Origin of the sequence: Bacillus cereus group sp. MYBK15-3, assembly GCF_051916765.1 — a bacterium.
GTDB classification, from domain to species: Bacteria; Bacillota; Bacilli; order Bacillales; family Bacillaceae_G; genus Bacillus_A; species Bacillus_A cereus.
In genome coordinates this window covers 536,304-557,603 of the sequence record NZ_JBQAHG010000001.1, presented here as the reverse complement: position 1 = coordinate 557,603, position 21,300 = coordinate 536,304, and the positions used below count along the sequence as shown (strand labels likewise).

Sequence of the window (21,300 nt, the reverse complement as noted above, 5' to 3'; positions counted from 1 at the left end):
TGGGTTTTTATGAAAAAGCACCCGTTACATATGTTAGGGAGGCTTGTAGCAGGAAAAAATACGCAATGGATCACTTTATCGGTGTGGGTTCTTATTACATTATTACTTTCATTTACGTTACCACAAGTAAATAGTACGAAAGAACCGAATCCAAAAAATTTACCTGAAACAGCTATGTCACAGCAAGCGGAAGCGCTTATGAAAAAAGAGTTTCCGAATAATGCAGGGAATCCGTTGTTAGTAGTATGGTATAGAGATGGTGGATTACAGTCACAGGATTATAAACTCATACAAGACGTTTATAAAGAGTTAAAAGCTAGTCCTTTAAAAGAACAATCAACGTTACCGCCATTTGATACAATTCCAGAGCAAGTATTATCAAAAAGTGCATCAAAAGATGGTACATCATTTGTTACACCGGTATTCTTTAATAAATCTGCTGGTACGGATATATTAAAAGGAAATCTGGAATATTTTAGAAAAATAGTGAATAGTAAGGTGGATGAAGATCCATTTAAACAAAAAATAAGTGAATCTGGTTTACATGTTCGATTATCTGGGCCTGTAGGTATTCAAACGGATGCAGTTAGTTTATTTAGTCAAGCAGATGTGAAATTGTTAGTGGCTACTGTATTATTAGTCTTGGTCCTATTAATTTTGCTTTACCGTTCGCCAATTTTAGCAATTTTACCTATACTTGTTGTTGGCTTTGCATATGGTATCATTAGTCCTACACTCGGTTTTTTAGCTGATCATGGATGGATTAAAGTAGATGCCCAAGCAATATCAATTATGACAGTATTATTGTTTGGTGCTGGAACGGACTATTGTCTATTTTTAATTTCGAGATATAGAGAGTACTTGTTAGAAGAAGAAAGTAAATATAAAGCATTACAACTTGCGATTAAAGCTTCTGGCGGTGCAATAATAATGAGTGCGTTAACTGTTGTACTTGGATTAGGGACATTATTACTTGCTCATTATGGTGCCTTTCATCGATTTGCAGTACCATTTAGTGTTGCTGTATTTATAATGGGAATCGCGGCTTTAACGATTTTACCAGCACTATTATTAATTTTCGGTAGGATTGCATTTTTCCCGTTTATACCGAGAACAACTTCAATGAATGAGGAGTTTGCAAGAAAGAAAAAGAGGGCTGTAAAAGTTGAAAAATCAAAAGGCTCCTTTAGTAAAAAACTTGGAGATATTGTAGTACGAAGACCGTGGACAATAATTATGCTAACTGTGTTTGTATTAGGTGGATTGGCTTCGTTCGTACCACGTATTCAATACACATATGACTTATTAGAATCGTTTCCAAAGGATATGCCTTCTCGCGAAGGGTTTACGTTAATTAGTGATCATTTCTCGGCTGGTGAACTAGCACCAGTAAAAGTGGTTGTTGATACGAAAGGAAAAGAGCTTCCTATTAAACAAGAACTAGAGAAATTTTCTTTCATAAATACAGTGAAAGAGCCAAAAGAGGGAAAAGAAAATAAGCAAATACAAATGTATGAAGTTTCTTTAGCGGAAAATCCATACTCAATTGAAGCGTTAGATCAAATTCCTAAATTGAAAAGTAATGTAGAAAAAGTATTAAAAGATGCTGGGGTTAGTAATGCTGAAGAGCAATTGTGGATTGGTGGAGAAACAGCTTCATTATATGATACAAAGCAAATTACTGAACGTGATGAATCAGTAATTATTCCAGTAATGATTAGCATTATCGCTTTACTATTACTTGTCTACTTACGATCGGTTGTTGCGATGATTTATTTAATTGTAACTGTCGTTTTATCATTCTTCTCAGCGTTAGGAGCAGGATGGATATTGCTTCATTACGGTATGGGAGCGCCGGCCATTCAAGGTGCGATACCGTTGTACGCATTCGTATTTTTAGTTGCTTTAGGTGAAGATTATAATATCTTTATGGTTTCAGAAATATGGAAAAACAGAAAGACACAAAATCACTTGGATGCAGTAAAAAATGGTGTAATACAAACAGGTAGTGTTATTACATCGGCAGGTTTAATTTTAGCAGGAACTTTTGCAGTGTTAGGTACACTTCCAATTCAAGTATTAGTTCAATTTGGTATTGTAACTGCAATTGGCGTATTACTAGATACGTTTATCGTAAGACCGTTACTTGTACCCGCAATTACAGTTGTGTTAGGCCGATTTGCTTTTTGGCCAGGTAAACTTTCAAGAAAGAGTGAAGAAATACAAAAGGTGGATGCATAGTGAAAAAAGCCAAGGGTATTTTCCTTGGCTTTTTTCAATGTAGTTAATTAATTTTTTGAAGTCAAATTATCAGCTGCAGCGTGATCAGCATCTTCAATTGTTGTTTCGGGCATTCCGTATAAGCCGTTCATTGCTTGTTCTTCAATAGTAAGGTTTGCAGTATTATTATTTTGAATAGATGTAGTATTTTCAGTAACATTTTCCTTTTTATTCATATTTTTGTTATTCATGTATGTATCCTCCAAATTTCATTTGATTTATCTATAGTATGTGGATGGATTTCAAGAAATATGTGAATTGATTCTTACATATGTTATATAATTAAATAAATAATTAGGGTCAAATGTAAACTGTTAGGAGTGAACAATTATGGTGAAAGCAAGTGAATTAGCCTTCTAAAATAAAAAGAAAATTTTAGGAGGCTATTAGAATGAAGTTTCATGTAATTGATAGAGAAGATTGGAATAGAGAGCAGTATTTTGAGCATTATTTAAAGTTGAAATGTACATTTAGTATGACTGTAAATGTTGATATCACGATGTTATTAGGGGAAGTATATCAAAAGGGAATAAAATTTTATCCCGTTTTTATATATTTAATTTCTAGAGTAGTAAATAATCATAAAAAATTTCGAACATGTTTTAACGATGAAGGAGTTTTAGGCTATTGGGAGGAAATGATACCGAGTTATACAATCTTTCATAAAGATGATAAGTCCTTTTCAAGTATATGGACGGATTATTCAAGTGATTTCTGCACTTTCTATAATAATTATGAAGACGATATGAGATGCTATGCTAATGTTCATGGTCTTTTCACGAAAGAAAATATTCCGCCTAATGTATTTCCGATTTCTAGCATACCTTGGATTAGTTTTACTGGATTTAATCTTAATATTAATAATGATGAAAATTTTCTATTGCCAATTATAACTTGTGGGAAATATTTTAACGAAGGAAACAAGGTTATGCTACCAGTTTCATTACAAATACATCATTCGGTTTGTGATGGATATGATGCGAGTCAATTTATAGAAGATTTACAGCAGTTAAGTAACACTTGCAACGATTGGCTTAAGTAATATCTAATTTTTAATTATATAAAGTGAAACTTTAATCAGTGGGGTGTCAGCCCCCGCTGATTATTAGCCCGACCCCCACCTAACTTCTTTGCTTTCGCTGAATTTTGAGATGGGGGTCTTACTGCCCGGCAAATAGCGGAATAAAATTGAAAATGAATAAAAGAAGAGACCATGTTGATATTACATGGTCTCTTCTTTTATTCATTAATACTAAGTAATCGTGGAAAATATAGGGTGATTTGTAGTTTAATAGTAAAGAGAGTGATTAGCGTTAATTTTCTTAGTTTTTAAAAAGGATATAAATGTTTTAATAGGGGGGAGTAAAGTGAAATTTGTAAGCATTGAAAAAGAGGAGATCCTAATTGGGAATATGGCAAATTTGTATTGTAAAGTATTTGAGAAAACAAATTTCAATGAAATGATCAAGCGAATGAATAGGCATATAGAATATACAGGTTTTAAAGGTATAGTAGCAATAAATGATGAAAATGAAGTAGTTGGTTTTACTTATGGTTATCGCTCAATGGAGGGACAGTACTATAATCAATTAATGAGAGAAGCGTTACATCTAGAGCAAGTAGACGAATGGTTGCAAGATTGTTTTGAATTTGTAGAGTTAGCAGTTCACCCACAATATCAAAATAAAGGTCTTGGAACGAAATTACATAATAAATTACTAGAAGGAGTTTCAAATAGAACGAGTGTTTTAACAACACAAATAAACAATGAAAAAGCACGTTCGTTATATGAAAGATTAGATTGGATAAATGTATTGGAGCCATTTCATCCAAGTAAAAATGATGTTCCATATGTAATAATGGGAAAAGCATTAAAAACAAAAGTGAATTGATAATTATGGCATTCACAAAAATTATTGGTTTGTAATAATGAAGGGGAAAACGAAAATGAAGAGAATATCTATAGAAAAAGCTACAATTTTAGATGCTGAGAAATTAACAGAAATAATGAAAAGAACATTTGATGCAGAAGCAAAACAATGGCTATACGGCCAAGATGATGTCATTGATTATAACATTCAACCGCCAGGGTATTCTTCAGTTGAAATGATGGAATATTCCATTGAAGAATTGGATTCTTTCAAAGTTGTAATGGATAAAGAAATAATTGGAGGGATAATAGTTACGATTTCTGGTAAGTCGTACGGTCGAATTGATCGTATTTTTGTAGATCCTGTTTATCAAGGAAAAGGAATTGGATCACATGTTATGAAATTAATAGAAAAGGAATATCCAAACATAAAGATTTGGGATCTCGAAACATCTAGTAGACAAATTAATAATCATCACTTTTATAAAAAGATGGGCTACCAAATGATTTTTGAATCGGAAGATGAGTATTGTTACGTGAAAAGAATAAAAACAAGCTCAAACAAAGAGAGTGTAGTTACAAATAAAGATATGAAAAATAGTCAATACGAAAACTGTAATTTAGCAAATACAGAGTATTATCAAGTGAATTTAAAAAACAGTTCATTTGTTGGTAGCAATATAATGAATATGAATATGAGTAATTGTAATGTAAGTCAATCAAAGTTTAGAAATATAAATTTTAGATGGTCATCATATGCAGATTTAAATCTTTCTGGCAGTAAATTTAATTTGGTGACTTTAGGTGGAGTGCAATTTAAAAATACAAGTCTCGGAGATGAGAAGGAACCTATTGTATTCGATAAATGTGATTTGGAAGGTAGCACTATAAGTAATAGTAATCTGAAAAATATTGAAATAGAAAATTGTGATATAGTCGGCATGAAACTAAATGGTATTTCAATTGAAAATTTTCTTGATTTATATAACAAGGTGAAAAGTTAACCAAATCCATTTATGTCGTTAATCTTTTTGAAAATTAAGTGTTATATCAAAATAATTATGTAAAAATGACATAAAGAAATACGAGTGAGAAGGTCATTCATACACGTTTCTAGAATACACACAAACAAATATATTGTTATTTATACGGAGGAGAGAAAGATGGGGATCAACGTTAGAGCAGTAGAAATACAAGATGCTAGAGCAATTCATCGTATATGTATACAGGATGACGTTTTACCGTATATGGTTTTCTTACCTAGCATGCGTGTAGAAGCTATGGAAAATAGAATTCGAAATTTAGCACCAAATCAATTTGAATTTGTTGCAGAATATGATGGAGAAGTTGTTGGATTTGTAGGTTTAACACAAAGTCCGGGCCGAAGATCTCATTCAGGCGATTTATTCATTGGGGTAGACAGTGAATATCATAATAAAGGAATTGGGAAAGCACTTCTTATGAAGATGCTTGATCTGGCTGATAATTGGTTAATGTTAGAGAGAGTAGAACTAGGTGTGTTAGAAACGAATCCAAAAGCAAAAGCTTTATATGAAAAATTTGGATTTGTAGAAGAGGGAGTAAAGATAGGGAATTTGAAAGCTCACGGAAAGTTTATTAATGAAATTATGATGAGTCGTTTTAGACCGAATGGTTTAATTGTACATAATGAATAGTTAAAAGCATGACAGTATACTGTCATGCTTTTTCATTAGAATTTGGCTGTAATAAAAATAATACTAAACCAATAAAAATAACAGTAATTCCTAGTCCTTGTTGTAAAGAAATAGTCTCATGTAATATAAAGTACGCTAGCATACAAGTGCCAATTGTTTCACCTAAAATACTCATTGAAATTACAGTAGCACTCATCCATTTTAATAACCAATTAAAAATGGTTTGTCCTAAAATTGTAGCAATGAAAGCTAATCCAATAAAGCACAACCAAGTTTGTGTAGAGTAATGGATGAAAGATTCTTGTTGCATGAAAGCAAATATGCTAAGAAAGCCAGCACTACTTCCATAACTAATTACCGAATAGGGTATAAGTGACAAATCTTTACGAACGTGTTGGCTAATGAAAAAATAAGCAGTAATGATACCGGCAGCGATAAATGCTAAAATATCTCCATATAAAGCTTCTCCACTAATTTTGAAATCTTGCCAGCCAATGATGATACTACCTGAAATAGCGATGAGGCAACCAATAACCGCTCCTTTCGTAAATCTCTCCTTAAATAAAAAATAACCACCAATCATTGAGAACAAAGGTTGTAACGTTACGATAACTGTAGAGCTTGCTACAGAAGTATATTGTAATGATTCAAACCATAGTACATAATGTGCAGCTAAAAATAGCCCAGATGTGAATCCGAATGTCCATTGTTTTTTCGTTAAAGTTTTTAGCTCATTTCGACTATTTTTATTAAATAGTAATAACGGTAACAGGATCAGTGTGGCAAAGAATAATCGGTAAAAAGCAATGATTGTCGCAGGAGCATCTGCCAATTTTACAAAAATTGCTGAAGTTGATAAGGCGAATACACCAAAAAATAAGATGAAATATGAAAGAATAGGTGATTTCAAAGTTTGTCCCTCCGATAGAATGTTTATTATAATAAACTTAATGCGATATAATGTACAAAAGTAAGTATATAAGTCCCGGAGATAATAGGAAAGGATTATTTGCCTTTGTTTAGTATGTCAGCACAAAGACAATGAAATATGCATTATGATGGACGAAAGGAAGTTTTACTATGATACATGATAGGCTTGGACAAACAGTATTAAGTTATCGTAAGAAAAATAATATGACAATTCGTGAATTCGCTGATTATGCAGGGATTAGTACATCACTAATTAGCCAAATTGAAAGAGGACATGCTAATCCTTCTTTAAATGTTTTGGAGTTAATTGCAAAAGCATTAAATGTACCGCTATTTACACTTTTTATTAATGATATCGATACAGATTCGCTCATTTCTAAGAAAAAAGATCGAAAAAAAGTATATCGGGAAAACAATGATCACATTGTATATGATGTATTAACACCTGATTTTATGAAAGCACGTATTGAAATGTTAATGATGGATTTAAATAAACAAGCAAACACAACAGAAAGTCATTATTCCCATGAAGATAAGGAAGAGATTGCTGTTATTATGAAAGGGGAAGTGTACGTAGAATTGGAGGGAAAAGAATATTTTTTAGAAGAAGGCGATGTTGTACGTATTCCACCAAATGTGAAGCATCGATTTTTGAATAAAAGTGATGAATCGAATCACATTTTATTTGTACTGACACCATCTTTAGGATGAAAATATAGTTTAACTAGAGGAGAAAGAAAATGGAAAACAAAAGTATTTTAAAAGGCGGCCTTTCAATTATTTCTCAATGTAAAAAAGAAACAAATGATATTTGGCATGCGCATTTTGGAGCAGCTGCAATTGCTAGTTATTTTAATCATATACAGAGAGCTCCAAATTATAAAGATATCACATTAGAAAAATTCCGTTATGTTATTCATTCTTAATGAACGTTAATGATCTGTAAAAGGATGTTTAATCTAGTTTCTTTTTTTGTTAGTAGTATATTATTTTTTCAAATATGTAAGATTTTACATGTGTATTTTACTTTTACTAATTATGTAAGTAGGCTATACTGAAATACATACATTTTATTTTTGGAGAGATGTAAAACGACATGGAACTAGCGAAATTGGAAAAAGTAATTGAAATAAAAAAAGAAGAACTTTTATATTTAGTATCGGATTATGGAATTCAACATGAAAAAGTATTGGCATTGAGTCAAGAACTAGACAAATTAATCAATTACTTTATGTTTTTAAAATAAAGAGAACTATGACGGGGTTTGTAAATGTTATAGTTCTTTTTTATTAGGTAATTTGAAAATATATTCAAATATATTGTCTAATTTCTTACAGAATGCGCAACTTGCTAGTCGAATATAAGGACTTTTGGTTATAATAAAAAGGAATTATTAATTGTATCGGTTAGGAGCGCAGCACATATGAAAACAGTTGTTGTTATCGGTGGAGGTATAACGGGACTTTCTACTATGTTTTATTTAGAAAAATTAAAAAAGGATTATAATATCGATTTAAATTTAATTCTTATTGAGAAAGAAGAGTATTTAGGTGGTAAAATCCATAGTGTGGAAGAAAAGGATTTCATTATGGAGTCAGGAGCGGATTCAATCGTTGCTCGTAATGAATATGTTATGCCACTTGTAAAAGATTTAAATTTAGAAGATGAAATGGTATATAATGAAACGGGTATTTCTTACATATATTCTGAAAACATGTTACATCCGATTCCTTCTGATACTATATTTGGGATACCGATGAGCGCCCAGTCTTTGTTTAGCAGTACGCTAGTCTCAACGAAAGGGAAAATCGTAGCTTTAAAAGATTTCATAACGAAAAATAAAGAGTTTACGAAAGATACATCACTTGCTCTATTTTTAGAAAGTTTCTTAGGGAAAGAGTTAGTGGAAAGACAAATTGCTCCTGTACTTTCAGGCGTATATTCTGGTAAATTGAATGAGCTTACAATGGCATCTACATTACCGTATTTACTGGATTATAAAAATAAGTATGGAAGTATTATTAAAGGTTTTGAAGAGAATAAAAAACAATTTCAATCAGCAGGAAATAAAAAATTCGTATCATTTAAAGGTGGACTATCTACGATAATTAATCGCTTAGAAGAAGTGCTCACTGAAACTGTCATAAAAAAAGGTGCTATAACGACGGCTGTAAGTAAACAAGAAGATCGATATGAGATTTCTTTTGTAAATCATGAAACAATACAAGCTGATTATGTTGTTTTAGCAGCTCCGCATGATATAGCACAAACTTTATTACAGTCTAATGAGTTAAATGAGCAGTTTAATACATTTAAAAACTCATCTCTTATAAGTATTTACTTAGGATTTGACATACTAGATGAACAACTACCAGCTGACGGCACAGGGTTTATTGTAACGGAAAACAGTGATTTACATTGTGATGCTTGTACATGGACAAGTCGAAAGTGGAAACATACATCGGGTAAACAAAAATTATTAGTAAGAATGTTTTATAAGAGCACCAATCCGGTATATGAAACAATCAAAAATTATAGTGAAGAAGAATTAGTACGAGTAGCTTTATATGATATTGAAAAGAGTCTCGGAATTAAAGGTGAACCAGAAGTAGTCGAAGTTACAAATTGGAAAGATTTAATGCCGAAATATCATTTAGAACATAATCAAGCGGTTCAAGCATTGCAAGAAAAAATGACGAATCTTTATCCAAATATATATTTAGCTGGTGCCTCATATTATGGTGTCGGAATTGGTGCGTGTATTGGAAATGGAAAGAATATAGCCAATGAAATAATGGCTACATTAAATGAATAATACTGTAGAATAAATAAAAACTGTTCCTTCAGCAAAATGGAGGAACAGTTTTTATTTATTTTATTTGAATGGAAATTGTATTGTTTTTTACATTGTTTTCTTTTAATGTTAATGTTATTTCTCCAGACTCTTTAAATGAATACGGTGATAGTTGATAAATATCTTTTATATCATGTTTTTCTTGTAATTTATTTACCGGTATTGATATGATATTTGGCTTCCATGTTTCTTGTTTTCCTGAAGGATATTCTATAAGTATTACCGGATTTTTTAACTGTATTGTTTTCCAAGAGACAAAATATAGTTGTACTTCTGTATCTTTTTTTAATAATTCTTCGGAGAAATAACCGAATTCGCCTACATTACCGAAAACAGTATAGTTTTGATTTTTTAATTTAATATCTAAATAACTAGGTTGATATGTTACCGCATGATAAGTTCCATATGAAAGTGAGAGTATGGCAGCGATTAAAATACCGATTGAAAATGTCCTAAAGCTATTACCTTTAAAGCTAGTCATCATGAATGAGTTTGGTGTGAATTTTTTTGCGAATAAAAAAATAAGTAATATGAGTAAGAGGGATAAGCCGATGAATATATACATAGATTTTTACACCTCCATAGCGCAAAATGGATTAACTATATTTTACCATAAATGTATGGGTTAGGGTGGTTGTTTAGAAGGAAAAAATGAAGGAACAAATTCTTTACAGTTCTTGATAATTTAAAATTTGATTTATGAAAATTATAGTGTCATGTTTGAGTCGCAATCAGAAGGTATCCAATTCGTGTATATAGAATAAAGAGGGAATGCGCCATTAGAAATGTTTGACTTATGGAACAATAAGGACTTTACTAATTATACATATTTTTTCTGATATAATGAATGAGTAGAGAGAAAGGAGTGATCCTATGGCATTTCCTATATTAGAAACAGAACGCTTACGTTTAGTTGAAATAGAACAATCTTATTGTCAAAAAATATATGAAATCTTTTCATTGGATGAAGTGACGTGTTATTACGGTATGAATTCTTTTACGGAGTTTGGACAAGCTTCACGTATGATCGAATCTTTTTCAAAAAATTACTTTGAGAAAAAGGCAATACGATGGGGAATTGTGTTAAAAGAAACGAACGTTTTAATAGGAACAATTGGACTAAACAATTTACAATTATGGAGTAAACGATCTGAGATTGGATATGATCTGCATCCTCGCTATTGGGGAAATGGTTATGCTTCAGAAGCAGCTGGAGAAATTATTAATTATGGATTTAAAGATTTAGGTTTGTTTAGAATTGGAGCTATTACATATCCTGAAAATGTTACTTCTTGTAGAATGTTATCTAAAATTGGCTTCCAAAAGGAAGGGCTATTGCGCGGATATATTCATCAAGGAAATAAGCAACACGATGCATTATTGTATTCTATAGTGCGAACTGATGTTGAGGACATAAATTTATAATAAAAAAAACCTCTTAATTAAAAGAGGTTTTTTTTATTATAAATTAACCTAATTTAGGTAATAAACGTTCTCCGCTTTTCATGCTACTTTTACATAAAGGGCATTTAGGCTCTTCTTCAAATGAAAAGTTCTTTCTCATCCATCCTAAACAATCCTCTGATTCACATTCCCAAACAGGGGTTTGTTCTGGTGGTACTTCTGCTACATCGTTCTTTCGATTGCGATACATGTAACCACTCCTTTTATGTAAAAAATTTTAGTTATATATTAAAAAGGTTGTTAACCTTGCTGGTAACAACCTTTTTATTGTTTGAATTATAGCTTTACAACGTTTTTAGCTTGAGGTCCGCGGTTACCTTCTTCAACTTCAAAGCTAACTTCTTGACCTTCGTCAAGAGACTTGAAGCCGTCGCCAGTGATAGCTGAGAAGTGAACGAATACATCGTTACCGTCTGCAACTTCGATGAAACCGAAACCTTTTTCGCTGTTAAACCATTTTACTTTACCTGTTAATGTCATGGTAATGCCTCCTAAAAGTAGAAAAATTACAATATGATCGGCCTTATTTGAATGAAAATAAAATTTCACATATTATCAAAAACCCATAAGGAGTACAAACTGTCCCTGATTGATACTTGATAATATGCAAAGAAAATATAGTGTTAAATTGACCTTAATTACTATCTTACAACAAATGGTGGGAAATAGCAAGTGCTGGTAATACCACTGAGTAATCTGGGTGATAATAGTAAAGGCACAAAGGAACCTCTTTTATTTATATATTATTCCTAATTGGGATTTATGCAAAATCATGTAAGAAAAACTTAGAGTAAATATTAATAATATATTTTTCGTGGTAAAATATGGTTGGTTACTGTTGGTAGTTAAATATTATAAAAGGAGAAAAGAAAGTGAAAAATAATTCATTTATAATAATTGAAGCAGCAAAAGCAGGGAGAAAAAAGGTCCATCCAGTCTTTGCTGTAATATTAGCCATTATATTTTTGACTTTAGGCGAACTTTTTATGTTATTTATGTTATTTTTACCGAAAGCTGAAACGATATTCATGAAAGGTATTTATGACAATGTTAGAATGGTGTTAACGTTTGGCGGAGCTATATTTATTTTATTTATATGGGTTCGTTTTGTAGAAAAAAGACCTTTTTCATCCATTGGCTTTTGGAAAGAGAAATGGATGAGAAAGTATTTAAAAGGTGCGTTAATAGGGTTTTTATTTATTTCAACGCCAGTTATTCTACTATTATTAATGGGGAGTGTGAAATTGCAAGTACAACATATTACCTCAACAGTGATAGTAGGAATAGTAGGATCTCTAGTTGCATTTTTAATACAAGGGGCAACGGAAGAAATTATTGTACGAGGTTGGTTATTCCCGGTTCTTTCTGTTAGAAGTCGTATATGGGTTGGAATAATTGTAACTTCATTTTTATTTGGATTTCTTCATCTACTTAATCCAGGAATTACAATATTATCTATATCGAATATAATATTAGTGGGTGTTTTCGCAGCTTTATATGTATTGAAAGAAGACGGTCTGTGGGGAATATGTGCATGGCACTCAATTTGGAACTGGGCACAATATAATGTATATGGTTTTGCAGTTAGTGGCACAACTGTATATTCTACTCCAATTTTTAAGTCTATAACAAATGGACCAGAAACATTGCATGGAGGCACGTTCGGAATTGAAGGTAGTATCATTACAACAATCATGCTCACTGTCGCTTCAATTGTTTTATGGAGAAAGTTATGGGGAAGAAAAGCGAAACAACGAAATTTTAGTTAATGAAAGAGGGAGAAACTATGGGGATAATAGCATTTGAGGGAGCAAGCGCTGTTGGTAAAAGTACCACGTGCCGTGAATTAGAAAAGAATTATGGTGCTTATATAATACCTGAAGTGAATTCTTTATTTGAAAGACCAAAAAATGAACATAGAACATGGTATTTTGAAAAACAAGTTGAGCGCTGGAATATAGCTGTTCAGAAGTCAAAGCAATATGAATTAGTAATACTCGATGGCGATATATATCAGCCACTTAGTTATAATTGGTGTTTTCATTTTGATATATTTAATCAGCCATTATCTTTAATAGAAAATTTTTATAAAGAAAAGATGATAAATAGGGAAATTGGTTTTCCAGATCAATATTTTTATTTATATACGAACGATGAAGAACTTAGAAAACGGAAAGTATCTGATGAAACGAAAAGAAGGAGAAACTTTGAAAAACATTTACATATATCAAAATCGTTTCAGCGTTATTATGAAAATTTAAATACTGTTACAGATGGGTATTGTAAATTAATTGAGGCAAAAAGTGTAAGAAATAATGAATTAGAAATAGTGAGAAACTCACAAAATTTGAACGTGTGTGAAGAAAGACGTTTTGATGTTTCGAAGTTAGATGCTATTACGAAGTGGTTAAAAGAAAATCGTGCATAAAGTAAAAACAACGAGTGTTGTAGAACGCGCTCGTTGTTTTTTGTTTCTTTATAAATATAAAGGAAAAATTTGTAGAATATTTTCATTATTTAACAGAATAATCTTTCAATTTTAAAGAAAAAGAAATACAATATGAGGAAGTATATATAAATAATATGATAGGGGATGGGATGCGATATTTTGAATGAAGTAACAGTTTTTATATAAGAAATAATTAGGTAGTCAGAACGGAGATATTTGGGAGGAAACAAGCGAGATGAAAACATTTTTGAAAATAATAGGTGTTATAGCTGGTATGGCGGTAATTGGAGTAGGTTTAACATATGGTATGCTGCATTATTTAAATAATAGTAAACCAGCTGCGAAAAAGGCATCACCAGCTGCTCCAGCAGTAGAAGTATTAGCTGATAGTAACGTAAAAGCAGAAGATGCAAAGCTTTTAGAAAATGGAAATTATTCATTGCCGAATAGTGGTTTTAATAAAAATTTTAAATGGACAGATGAGAACATACAGACAGCATTACATGAAATGGCACATCAAAAAGCGAAAGCTGATCAAAAGTGGGGCTATATTTTTATTACACAAGAGCGGATTGAAAGCTTAATTGATATTGTAAAGAGTAATGATCTTGTACAGGGAAGTACATATGTAGAAATTTTAGAACGATGGAAACAAGGAAAATATGAAAAGGTTGATGGGGATCATAATAAGATTTGGAAATTACAAAGTGGGAATTTAGGAGAAGGAAAAGGAGTAATGTCGGAAGCTGAGCAAAAAGAATTAATTAATCAAGTGTTTATGAACAAAGGTACATATTCAGGTAGTAAATTAATTGCAGGTGGGGGACAGACTAATAAATAGTATACTAATTAATGAAAGAGAGTAATTGCTTATTAGGCAATTACTCTTTTTCTATGTACATCTTAATATTTTAGTCTCGTTCAAGTAAGGAAAGGAACGATTGTAATACCGGGGAAATCCATCTAGATTTATGATAGATTACATAACTTTGAATAACTGTTGGAGTTTCGATAGGTTGAAAACATAGTTGTCCTTTTTGGCAACTTTCTTGTACAACGATATAAGGAAGAATTGAAATGCCTAACTCACACATAACGGATTGTTTAATGACTTCAACATTGGAAGTTTCAAATGTTTTAGCTGGAATATTTCCACTTTGACATAAAAAACGATCTACCATTGGCCTATAGCCGCAGCTTTGTTCTGTAAAAATGAACTGGGTGTCCTGTAATAACTGGAATGGATTTGTATGCGCAGAGGAATAAGCTGGTAAAATCCATCCAAATGTTTCATTACTAAAAGTACGCGTAATAAAATCATTATGTTCTATACTTTCTCCAATTATGAAGACAACGTCTGTTTCTCCTTCACGTAATTTTTGTAATGCTTGTTCATTTGTGTTTGTTTCAAGTACGATATTTACTTTTGGATTTTTCTGTTTGTAAGTACGTAATAATTGTGGTAATCGGTATACCGCTAATGATTCATTAGATGTAATACTTAATGTACCTTCTAAATAATCTGTATTTTGGGGGATTTCTCGCGCTTTTTCATATATTGAAAGTAATTCTAATGCATAAGGATGAAATTGATGACCTGCTTTTGTAAGTAGCACTTTTTTCCCTAACCGATCGAAAAGAGGAATATGTAAATCGTTCTCTAAAGCTTTCATATGTGCTGTAACAGTAGATTGCGCATAACCTAGCGCATGCGCAGCCTTAGAAAAATTACCATACTTCACAATGGCGCAAAATGTTTTAACATGTCTCATTTCCATAAGCGATCCCTCTTTTATTATCATGATTTGTGAATGATTATATCATGTATTTTAATTTTCCAAATGATTAAATTCTGTATAAAATGAAATTGTAGAAATATTCATTCAGGTGATATTGGAGGAGAAAAGATGAAAAAAAAGGGCTATCATGTAGCTGTTGTTGGGGCTACAGGTGCGGTAGGGCAAAAAATTATTGAACTGTTAGAGAATGAAATGAAGTTTAATATAGTTGAAGTTACATTGCTTTCGTCAAAACGATCCGCTGGTAAGAAAGTAAGATTCAAAGGACGAGAGATAATTATAAAAGAGGCAAAAACAACTAGCTTTGAAGGTGTAGATATTGCCTTTTTTAGCGCTGGGGGAGAAGTATCTAGACAATTTGTAACTCATGCAGTTTCTAGTGGTGCGATTGTAATTGATAACACAAGTGAGTACCGAATGGCACAAGGTGTACCGCTCGTTGTTCCGGAAGTGAATGCGCATACTTTAAAGCAGCATAAAGGTATCATTGCAGTTCCAAATTGTTCAGCATTACAGATGGTAACAGCACTTCAGCCGATTCGAAAATCATTCGGTTTAGAAAGAATTATCGTTTCAACATATCAAGCCGTATCGGGTTCTGGCATTCATGCGATTCATGAATTACAAGAGCAGGCTAAGTCTATGCTTGCTGGTGAAGAAGTGAAAAGTAATATATTACCGGCGAAAAAAGATAAAAAACATTACCCAATAGCGTTTAATGTACTGCCTCAAGTAGATATATTTACAGACAACGATTTTACTTTTGAAGAAGTAAAAATGATTCAAGAAACGAAGAAAATATTAGAAGATGAAAACCTGAAAATGGCAGCTACTTGTGTACGTGTTCCAGTTGTATCAGGGCATTCAGAATCGGTTTATATAGAACTGGAAAAAGAAGCAACCGTTACGGAAATTAAGGAAGTATTAATGGATGCACCAGGTGTTATTTTGCAGGATAACCCTAGTAAACAGCTGTATCCAATGCCATTATATGCAGAAGGGAAAATAGATACATTTGTCGGAAGAATACGTAAAGATCCTGATATGCCAAACGGATTCCACCTCTGGATTGTTTCTGATAACCTATTAAAAGGTGCGGCTTGGAATTCAGTTCAAATCGCAGAGACTTTAGTAGAAAAGGGAATACTTTAATCTAGTTTGAAAAACCGGGGAATCGATAATCATTTTCCGGTTTTTATCCCGCTATTTGCTGGGCAGTAAGACCCCCACTGATTAAAGCTTCACTTTATTTAATAATTGTTTTCTTTATTTCGCCCAACTTTAATTTAAATTAGTCGTTATTGAACTTTTACAAATATCTACTTTATGTGCAGTGAAGCGTAAGGTTTTGGATTCTGCATGAATTGTTAGGTTAATAATAATCGATAACGGCATTTCGACCATTTTCACAATATCTTCTATAGCAATATACTCATTTTCTGCTTCGTTATAATAAACAACAGAACGAATTACTGCCTCGTTATTTTCAATGTCAATTTCAAACATCATAGGGAATTTTTCACCATTATGTAAGAATAGTTTGCCTAGTACGATTGAACCGTTTAGCGCCTCTGTAAAATTAGTAGTTGCTGCTGGTTTTACCCATGTTTCGTCATGTTCTTCGTTTTCCTCTTCATCTATTGCCCATTCCCAAATGGGGTTTTGTTTTAGGTCTTCAATAGTTAATTCATCAATTGGTTTGCAATTGCTCATACATAAATTCTCCTTTTGCTTTGATAAATAAGTTTCTTAGTTTCATGAATTAGATGATTGCTTATAAGTGGGGACAATGTATTGTTTTTGTTTATCGGATGTCAAATCACTTTATTTTGGAACTCTATTATTACCATAATCTTAACAAGGCAATTATCAGTTAGCAAATAATCATTAGTTGAGAGTTTTGATGAGGTCTGATGTGAAGGAAAGATAGTGAAAAACAACAGGAATGAATAAAAGTTCTTTAGTATTATGTGGTATAATATGGTAGTGTAAAGAGTGCGTTTATACAGGAGGGATTACCAATGCTAAAAGTTATGTTACCATTTGTTCTTATCTTTTTTCTTGTTATTGCGATGTATATTGCTTATCAAAAGAGAAAAAAATCTGGGATAAAAGGATTGAAAAGTGCGTTAACTTCTATTTGCTTCTTTTTACTCGCAATCTTAAATATGTTTGCATATTGGTTTCATTTTGGCGGTGCTTTTACTTGGTTATTTTCAATTGTATTATTGCTAGTTGGTGCATATTTTACAAAATATATTCCAATATCTAAAAAGGTACATTAAAATTTATAAGAGTTTAATATAATGTTTACTTTGTTTTGAAAAGAGATTATTCTACTAGATCGTTGTGAAACGGTTTCATAGGATAATCTCTTTTGTTTAGTTTTGGAAAGAACGTACTGTACTTTTTAGTTGCTCAATAAATTCTCGAGTTGCAGCACACATATATTTATCTTTTCTATAAATTAGCCCTATTTCAATTGTTGGAGTAGGGTTTTCTATTTTAATAGCTTGAATGTTTTTATTTTGTAAAAAGTCTATATATGGTTTGGGTAACACTGTAATTCCCATTCCTTTGGAAACCATTTGGATTAAAGATTCCATCGTGCTAATTTCTAAAATTGGTCTTGGTTTAAAGTTGAATTTTTGACAATGAGATGTAATTAGTTCGGTTAAAAAGAAATTTTTAGGTAAAAGAATTAAAGGGTAGTTCTGTAATTCAGCAATAGATACATGATTACGTTCAGCTAATCGATGACCAGTTGGCACGACTAATGTAAGATCGCTTTTGTATAGAGGGATAGAGATAATCTCTTTATCTTGCACCGGCAGAAATGTAATTCCAATATCTAGTTCGTTTCGTAATAATTTTTCACGAATATCTCCTGTGCGAAGCCCTAATACAGAAAGCTCTATATTGGGATATAAATTATTGAAATTTAAAATAGCTGGTGGTAGTAAATAATTTACGACGGTTAACAAAGCCCCTATTGTTAAGGAACCTTGCTGTAATCCGTTTAGATCTTGAATAGCTGAACGAGCTTGTTCGACTTCATGAAAAATGGTTTTACTATGTGATAATAAAATCTTCCCTGCTTCAGTTAAAGATATTTTTTTACCAATTCGATCGAAAAGTGGCATTCCTACTTCATGCTCTAATGCACGTATTTGTTGACTTAGTGAAGGCTGTGAAATATTTAATTTCTCAGCTGCTTTTGTGAAATGTAATTCTTTTGAAACAGCTAAAAAGTATTCAAGTTGTCGTAATTCGATTGGAATCACCTCAAGTATAATAATAGGTTATACCTATCATTATTATATAAATAATTGAATTGAACAATGATTTTAAAGGTTTTATAATCATCTTTATATAGCAGAGAGGGTTGTAAAAATTAATTGAGAGAAAATACATGTAACACCTTTAAAGGAGGAAATAGAATGGCTAATGAATATCAATTATTATCTTTAAATATAGGATTACCAAAAGAGGTTACATACGGTGGAAAGGTAATTCATACAGGCATAAATAAGAAACAAGTAAAGGAACCGGTATATTTATCCTTTGTAAAATTTAATGGGGATGGACAAGCTGACTTAGTTCATCATGGAGGAGTAGATAAAGCAGTTTGTGTTTATACTGGTGATCACTATCCATACTGGGAAAAAGAATTGAATCAAGATCTTGTATATGGGGCTTTCGGAGAAAATATAACAGTTAGTGGTATGAGCGAAGAGGATGTTTGTATTGGTGATACGTTTGAGCTAGGACAGGCAATCGTACAGGTAACACAACCAAGGCAACCTTGTTTTAAATTAGCAAAAAAATATAATATTCCAAAGTTACCACTATATTTTCAAGAAACAGGATATACAGGATTTTATTTTCGTGTATTAAAAGAAGGATGGGTATCATCAGTCGACACCTTAAAAAGACTACAGTCTGATCCAAAAGGTGTTTCAGTAGCATTCGCTAACCGTATTATGCATAAGGAAAAACAAAATATTGAAGGGGTAAAAAGGATATTAGAAGTAAATGCACTTTCAAATAGTTGGAGAAAGTCTTTTGAAAAGCGTATAAGTGGAGAAGAAATTAATACGAAGGAAAGACTTGAAGGGATAAAAGAATAAAAATATTTTATTATAAATAGTGTATTTCTATTAGTAAAAGCTAATTAGAAAGCACTATTTTTATAAAATAAACTAATTAATATCCGAAAATCTTAATATTTTTTTATTCGACTTATTTTCAAATAGTCGAAACATAAAATTAATTAGACTTTTTTTTTATGTTTTATGATAGTATATTGATTGGTAAGACCTCTATTTTTAAGAGTAGGTCATATAAGTATATCTAATTTAATGGAATTTAACATTTGGAGGTACAACATGGGGAATGTTGAAAAATTGGCAAGTCTTCTAATAGAAGAACCGAAAAGAGAGCAGTTATTTCCTTTATTTGAAGAAGTGTTTGGAATTACAACTCAAACATTGAATGATTTTTCGGATAAAGGATATTGGGATGATACATATAAAGCTTTATCATTTTTACAAGAAGATAAAGTGATTGCAAATGTTGCGGCATTTTCACTCCCATTATTAATTAATGGTGAAAAAATAAATGCGGCGGGTATTCAATCAGTAATGACACACCCTAATTTCCGTAGACAAGGGCTAATGACACAATTAATGAGTAAAATGATAGAAGAAATTGATAAGAAATGTGAATGTGCATTATTGTTTACGGAAAAACCTGAACTATATACAGCATTTGGATTTAAAGTTGTGCAGGAATATTTGATGACTATACCATATGATAAAAATATTAATAATAACCATTCACTACTTAAAAAGTTAGATTTCTATAATATAGAGAATAGACAGTTAATACATGAAACGATTGATAGTAGCCAAAGACTTTCAAATAGTTTTTCAACTTTAAACTTCCATCCTTCATTTTATTTGAATATGTATGATTCGGAATGGAATGAGAAATTGTATTATTCAGAGAAACTAGATGCTTTAATCGTTTATGAAGTAGACAATGAAAAGTTGAAATTATTTGGAGTATTTGCGCCAGTACTTCCGGTTTTAGATGAATTATGTGGAGAAATCAATGAAAGGTTTACGGAAATCGAATTTTATTTTTCACCGGATCAATTAGGGGTTGAGGATGTACAGTTTAAAGAATTACAGTCTAGCAAGTATTTAATGGTTCGAAGTGATAAAGAGTTAGATTTTAAAGGTTATAAATTCCCAGTATTAGCGGAGTTTTAAATGTCTATATAAATGCTTTATTATGGAGGAGCTATGAATATATCGTATATACCAGAACGTATTGAGCAACTCACTATAATGAATGTACCTGAATACTATAAAATTAATGATAATCATGCGTTTATTGTCCGTTCGAAAGCAGAAACCGATTTTTGGCTTAAAACACATTATGGTTTTGAAGTAATGAATGGTCATGTATTTTATAATGAGATGATGACAGACTTTCAAGCTGAAGTTCAGTTACGTATGAATCCAAATTCAAAATTCGATCAAGCAGGTCTTTTTGTTATGATTTCGGAGAACTGTTGGCTAAAAACATCTTTAGAATATATCCCTGAAGGGCCATCTCACTTAGGTGCTGTCGTAACGAATAATGGATATTCTGATTGGTCAACGCAAGATTATCCAACAGAAGCAGCTAAGCAACAACTTCGTTTTCGAATTATTCGAAAACGCGGTGATTATACAATATATGTGAAAAAGAGCCATCAATGGGAACAAATAAGAATCGCTCATTTAATGGAGGATATAGGGAGTGAGCCTATTAAAATAGGTTTTTACACGTGTAGTCCTTCTAAAAATAATGGATTTGAGACTGAGTTTTTAAATTTTACAATTGAAGAATTATAGATGAAAAACCGTATTCGTTTCATTAAGAATGCGGTTTTTGTATTTACATAATATAAAGCATATGTATTGACC

General features: G+C 31.8%; 26 protein-coding genes. 18 read left to right on the top strand and 8 right to left on the bottom strand.

Going from position 1 to position 21,300, the window contains the following annotated elements:
* The first annotated feature begins 9 nt into the window (after window positions 1-9).
* Window positions 10-2,241, top strand: a complete 2,232-nt coding sequence (locus ACTFR8_RS02820) for an MMPL family transporter (protein WP_252209962.1) — start codon at window positions 10-12, stop codon at window positions 2,239-2,241.
* A gap of 47 nt (window positions 2,242-2,288) precedes the next feature.
* On the opposite strand, the gene ACTFR8_RS02815 is transcribed toward ACTFR8_RS02820, so the two are convergent.
* Window positions 2,289-2,471 (bottom strand): DUF4021 domain-containing protein, encoded by a 183-nt coding sequence (locus tag ACTFR8_RS02815; RefSeq protein WP_098926697.1) that lies wholly within the window; start codon window positions 2,469-2,471, stop codon window positions 2,289-2,291.
* A 200-nt stretch (window positions 2,472-2,671) separates the two neighbouring features.
* Between ACTFR8_RS02815 and catA the strand changes: the two genes are divergently transcribed.
* The 4 genes from catA to ACTFR8_RS02795 all read left to right on the top strand — a co-directional run bounded on the left by catA (window position 2,672) and on the right by ACTFR8_RS02795 (window position 5,826).
* Window positions 2,672-3,322 (top strand): type A chloramphenicol O-acetyltransferase, encoded by a 651-nt coding sequence (gene catA, locus ACTFR8_RS02810; RefSeq protein WP_000668536.1) that lies wholly within the window; start codon window positions 2,672-2,674, stop codon window positions 3,320-3,322.
* Between the two features lie 325 nt (window positions 3,323-3,647).
* The gene (locus ACTFR8_RS02805; RefSeq protein WP_000673976.1) at window positions 3,648-4,172 is read left to right on the top strand and encodes a GNAT family N-acetyltransferase; all 525 of its coding nucleotides are present in this window, start codon (window positions 3,648-3,650) and stop codon (window positions 4,170-4,172) included.
* A gap of 37 nt (window positions 4,173-4,209) precedes the next feature.
* The gene (locus ACTFR8_RS02800) at window positions 4,210-5,154 is read left to right on the top strand and encodes a GNAT family N-acetyltransferase (protein ID WP_001987418.1); all 945 of its coding nucleotides are present in this window, start codon (window positions 4,210-4,212) and stop codon (window positions 5,152-5,154) included.
* A 159-nt stretch (window positions 5,155-5,313) separates the two neighbouring features.
* The gene (locus ACTFR8_RS02795) at window positions 5,314-5,826 is read left to right on the top strand and encodes a GNAT family N-acetyltransferase (protein WP_000512617.1); all 513 of its coding nucleotides are present in this window, start codon (window positions 5,314-5,316) and stop codon (window positions 5,824-5,826) included.
* Window positions 5,827-5,848: 22 nt separating this feature from the next.
* Here ACTFR8_RS02795 and ACTFR8_RS02790 read toward each other — a convergent pair whose 3' ends face one another.
* Window positions 5,849-6,736, bottom strand: a complete 888-nt coding sequence (locus tag ACTFR8_RS02790) for a DMT family transporter (protein WP_000841812.1) — start codon at window positions 6,734-6,736, stop codon at window positions 5,849-5,851.
* 170 nt (window positions 6,737-6,906) lie between these two features.
* Between ACTFR8_RS02790 and ACTFR8_RS02785 the strand changes: the two genes are divergently transcribed.
* From ACTFR8_RS02785 to ACTFR8_RS02770, 4 genes are all read left to right on the top strand, one after another.
* Window positions 6,907-7,467: a helix-turn-helix domain-containing protein gene (locus tag ACTFR8_RS02785; RefSeq protein WP_000581029.1), complete on the top strand. Its 561-nt coding sequence runs from the start codon at window positions 6,907-6,909 to the stop codon at window positions 7,465-7,467.
* 29 nt (window positions 7,468-7,496) lie between these two features.
* Entirely contained in the window at window positions 7,497-7,682 is a 186-nt protein-coding gene (locus ACTFR8_RS02780; protein WP_144608077.1) for a hypothetical protein, read from the top strand.
* 170 nt (window positions 7,683-7,852) lie between these two features.
* Window positions 7,853-8,002, top strand: a complete 150-nt coding sequence (locus ACTFR8_RS02775) for an aspartyl-phosphate phosphatase Spo0E family protein (RefSeq protein ID WP_000417698.1) — start codon at window positions 7,853-7,855, stop codon at window positions 8,000-8,002.
* A 177-nt stretch (window positions 8,003-8,179) separates the two neighbouring features.
* Window positions 8,180-9,571 (top strand): protoporphyrinogen oxidase, encoded by a 1,392-nt coding sequence (locus ACTFR8_RS02770; RefSeq protein WP_119780924.1) that lies wholly within the window; start codon window positions 8,180-8,182, stop codon window positions 9,569-9,571.
* A gap of 55 nt (window positions 9,572-9,626) precedes the next feature.
* On the opposite strand, the gene ACTFR8_RS02765 is transcribed toward ACTFR8_RS02770, so the two are convergent.
* Window positions 9,627-10,175, bottom strand: coding sequence for a hypothetical protein (locus ACTFR8_RS02765; RefSeq protein WP_000275249.1), 549 nt, complete (start codon window positions 10,173-10,175; stop codon window positions 9,627-9,629).
* Between the two features lie 308 nt (window positions 10,176-10,483).
* Here ACTFR8_RS02765 and ACTFR8_RS02760 point away from each other — a divergent pair, with 308 nt between their 5' ends.
* A complete protein-coding gene (locus ACTFR8_RS02760; protein WP_000885392.1) occupies window positions 10,484-11,035 on the top strand; it encodes a GNAT family N-acetyltransferase in 552 nt (183 codons plus the stop codon).
* Window positions 11,036-11,078: 43 nt separating this feature from the next.
* Here the strand turns inward: ACTFR8_RS02760 and ACTFR8_RS02755 are convergent, their stop codons facing one another.
* Together ACTFR8_RS02755 and cspD are read right to left on the bottom strand one after the other, a co-directional pair.
* Entirely contained in the window at window positions 11,079-11,264 is a 186-nt protein-coding gene (locus tag ACTFR8_RS02755; RefSeq protein WP_000286203.1) for a cold-shock protein, read from the bottom strand.
* A gap of 86 nt (window positions 11,265-11,350) precedes the next feature.
* Complete coding sequence (gene cspD / locus ACTFR8_RS02750) at window positions 11,351-11,554, bottom strand: cold-shock protein CspD (protein WP_000176366.1); 204 nt, start codon at window positions 11,552-11,554, stop codon at window positions 11,351-11,353.
* A gap of 392 nt (window positions 11,555-11,946) precedes the next feature.
* Here cspD and ACTFR8_RS02745 point away from each other — a divergent pair, with 392 nt between their 5' ends.
* The 3 genes from ACTFR8_RS02745 (at window position 11,947) to ACTFR8_RS02735 (ending at window position 14,364) form a co-directional block, all read left to right on the top strand.
* The gene (locus ACTFR8_RS02745; protein WP_000794817.1) at window positions 11,947-12,843 is read left to right on the top strand and encodes a CPBP family intramembrane glutamic endopeptidase; all 897 of its coding nucleotides are present in this window, start codon (window positions 11,947-11,949) and stop codon (window positions 12,841-12,843) included.
* A complete protein-coding gene (locus ACTFR8_RS02740) occupies window positions 12,843-13,502 on the top strand; it encodes an AAA family ATPase (protein ID WP_002005064.1) in 660 nt (219 codons plus the stop codon). Before ACTFR8_RS02745 ends, ACTFR8_RS02740 begins: the two co-directional genes overlap by 1 nt.
* A gap of 256 nt (window positions 13,503-13,758) precedes the next feature.
* The gene (locus ACTFR8_RS02735) at window positions 13,759-14,364 is read left to right on the top strand and encodes a PRK06770 family protein (RefSeq protein ID WP_000846982.1); all 606 of its coding nucleotides are present in this window, start codon (window positions 13,759-13,761) and stop codon (window positions 14,362-14,364) included.
* 70 nt (window positions 14,365-14,434) lie between these two features.
* On the opposite strand, the gene ACTFR8_RS02730 is transcribed toward ACTFR8_RS02735, so the two are convergent.
* Window positions 14,435-15,301: a LysR family transcriptional regulator gene (locus tag ACTFR8_RS02730; protein ID WP_000425905.1), complete on the bottom strand. Its 867-nt coding sequence runs from the start codon at window positions 15,299-15,301 to the stop codon at window positions 14,435-14,437.
* 129 nt (window positions 15,302-15,430) lie between these two features.
* Between ACTFR8_RS02730 and ACTFR8_RS02725 the strand changes: the two genes are divergently transcribed.
* Window positions 15,431-16,474 (top strand): aspartate-semialdehyde dehydrogenase, encoded by a 1,044-nt coding sequence (locus ACTFR8_RS02725; RefSeq protein ID WP_000726549.1) that lies wholly within the window; start codon window positions 15,431-15,433, stop codon window positions 16,472-16,474.
* A 129-nt stretch (window positions 16,475-16,603) separates the two neighbouring features.
* Here ACTFR8_RS02725 and ACTFR8_RS02720 read toward each other — a convergent pair whose 3' ends face one another.
* Window positions 16,604-17,035 carry a hypothetical protein gene (locus ACTFR8_RS02720; protein WP_119780918.1) on the bottom strand — a complete coding sequence of 144 codons (432 nt, stop codon included), beginning with the start codon at window positions 17,033-17,035 and terminating at the stop codon, window positions 16,604-16,606.
* A 308-nt stretch (window positions 17,036-17,343) separates the two neighbouring features.
* Between ACTFR8_RS02720 and ACTFR8_RS02715 the strand changes: the two genes are divergently transcribed.
* The gene (locus tag ACTFR8_RS02715; protein WP_000921856.1) at window positions 17,344-17,607 is read left to right on the top strand and encodes a hypothetical protein; all 264 of its coding nucleotides are present in this window, start codon (window positions 17,344-17,346) and stop codon (window positions 17,605-17,607) included.
* Between the two features lie 96 nt (window positions 17,608-17,703).
* Here the strand turns inward: ACTFR8_RS02715 and ACTFR8_RS02710 are convergent, their stop codons facing one another.
* Window positions 17,704-18,606, bottom strand: coding sequence for a LysR family transcriptional regulator (locus tag ACTFR8_RS02710; RefSeq protein ID WP_000612241.1), 903 nt, complete (start codon window positions 18,604-18,606; stop codon window positions 17,704-17,706).
* 156 nt (window positions 18,607-18,762) lie between these two features.
* Here ACTFR8_RS02710 and ACTFR8_RS02705 point away from each other — a divergent pair, with 156 nt between their 5' ends.
* The 3 genes from ACTFR8_RS02705 (at window position 18,763) to ACTFR8_RS02695 (ending at window position 21,228) form a co-directional block, all read left to right on the top strand.
* On the top strand, window positions 18,763-19,452 hold the full coding sequence (locus tag ACTFR8_RS02705; protein ID WP_001262998.1) for an MOSC domain-containing protein: 690 nt from the start codon (window positions 18,763-18,765) through the stop codon (window positions 19,450-19,452).
* 258 nt (window positions 19,453-19,710) lie between these two features.
* On the top strand, window positions 19,711-20,598 hold the full coding sequence (locus ACTFR8_RS02700) for a GNAT family N-acetyltransferase (RefSeq protein WP_061139304.1): 888 nt from the start codon (window positions 19,711-19,713) through the stop codon (window positions 20,596-20,598).
* A gap of 33 nt (window positions 20,599-20,631) precedes the next feature.
* Window positions 20,632-21,228 (top strand): DUF1349 domain-containing protein, encoded by a 597-nt coding sequence (locus ACTFR8_RS02695; RefSeq protein WP_001027681.1) that lies wholly within the window; start codon window positions 20,632-20,634, stop codon window positions 21,226-21,228.
* The last annotated feature ends 72 nt before the right edge of the window (window positions 21,229-21,300 follow it).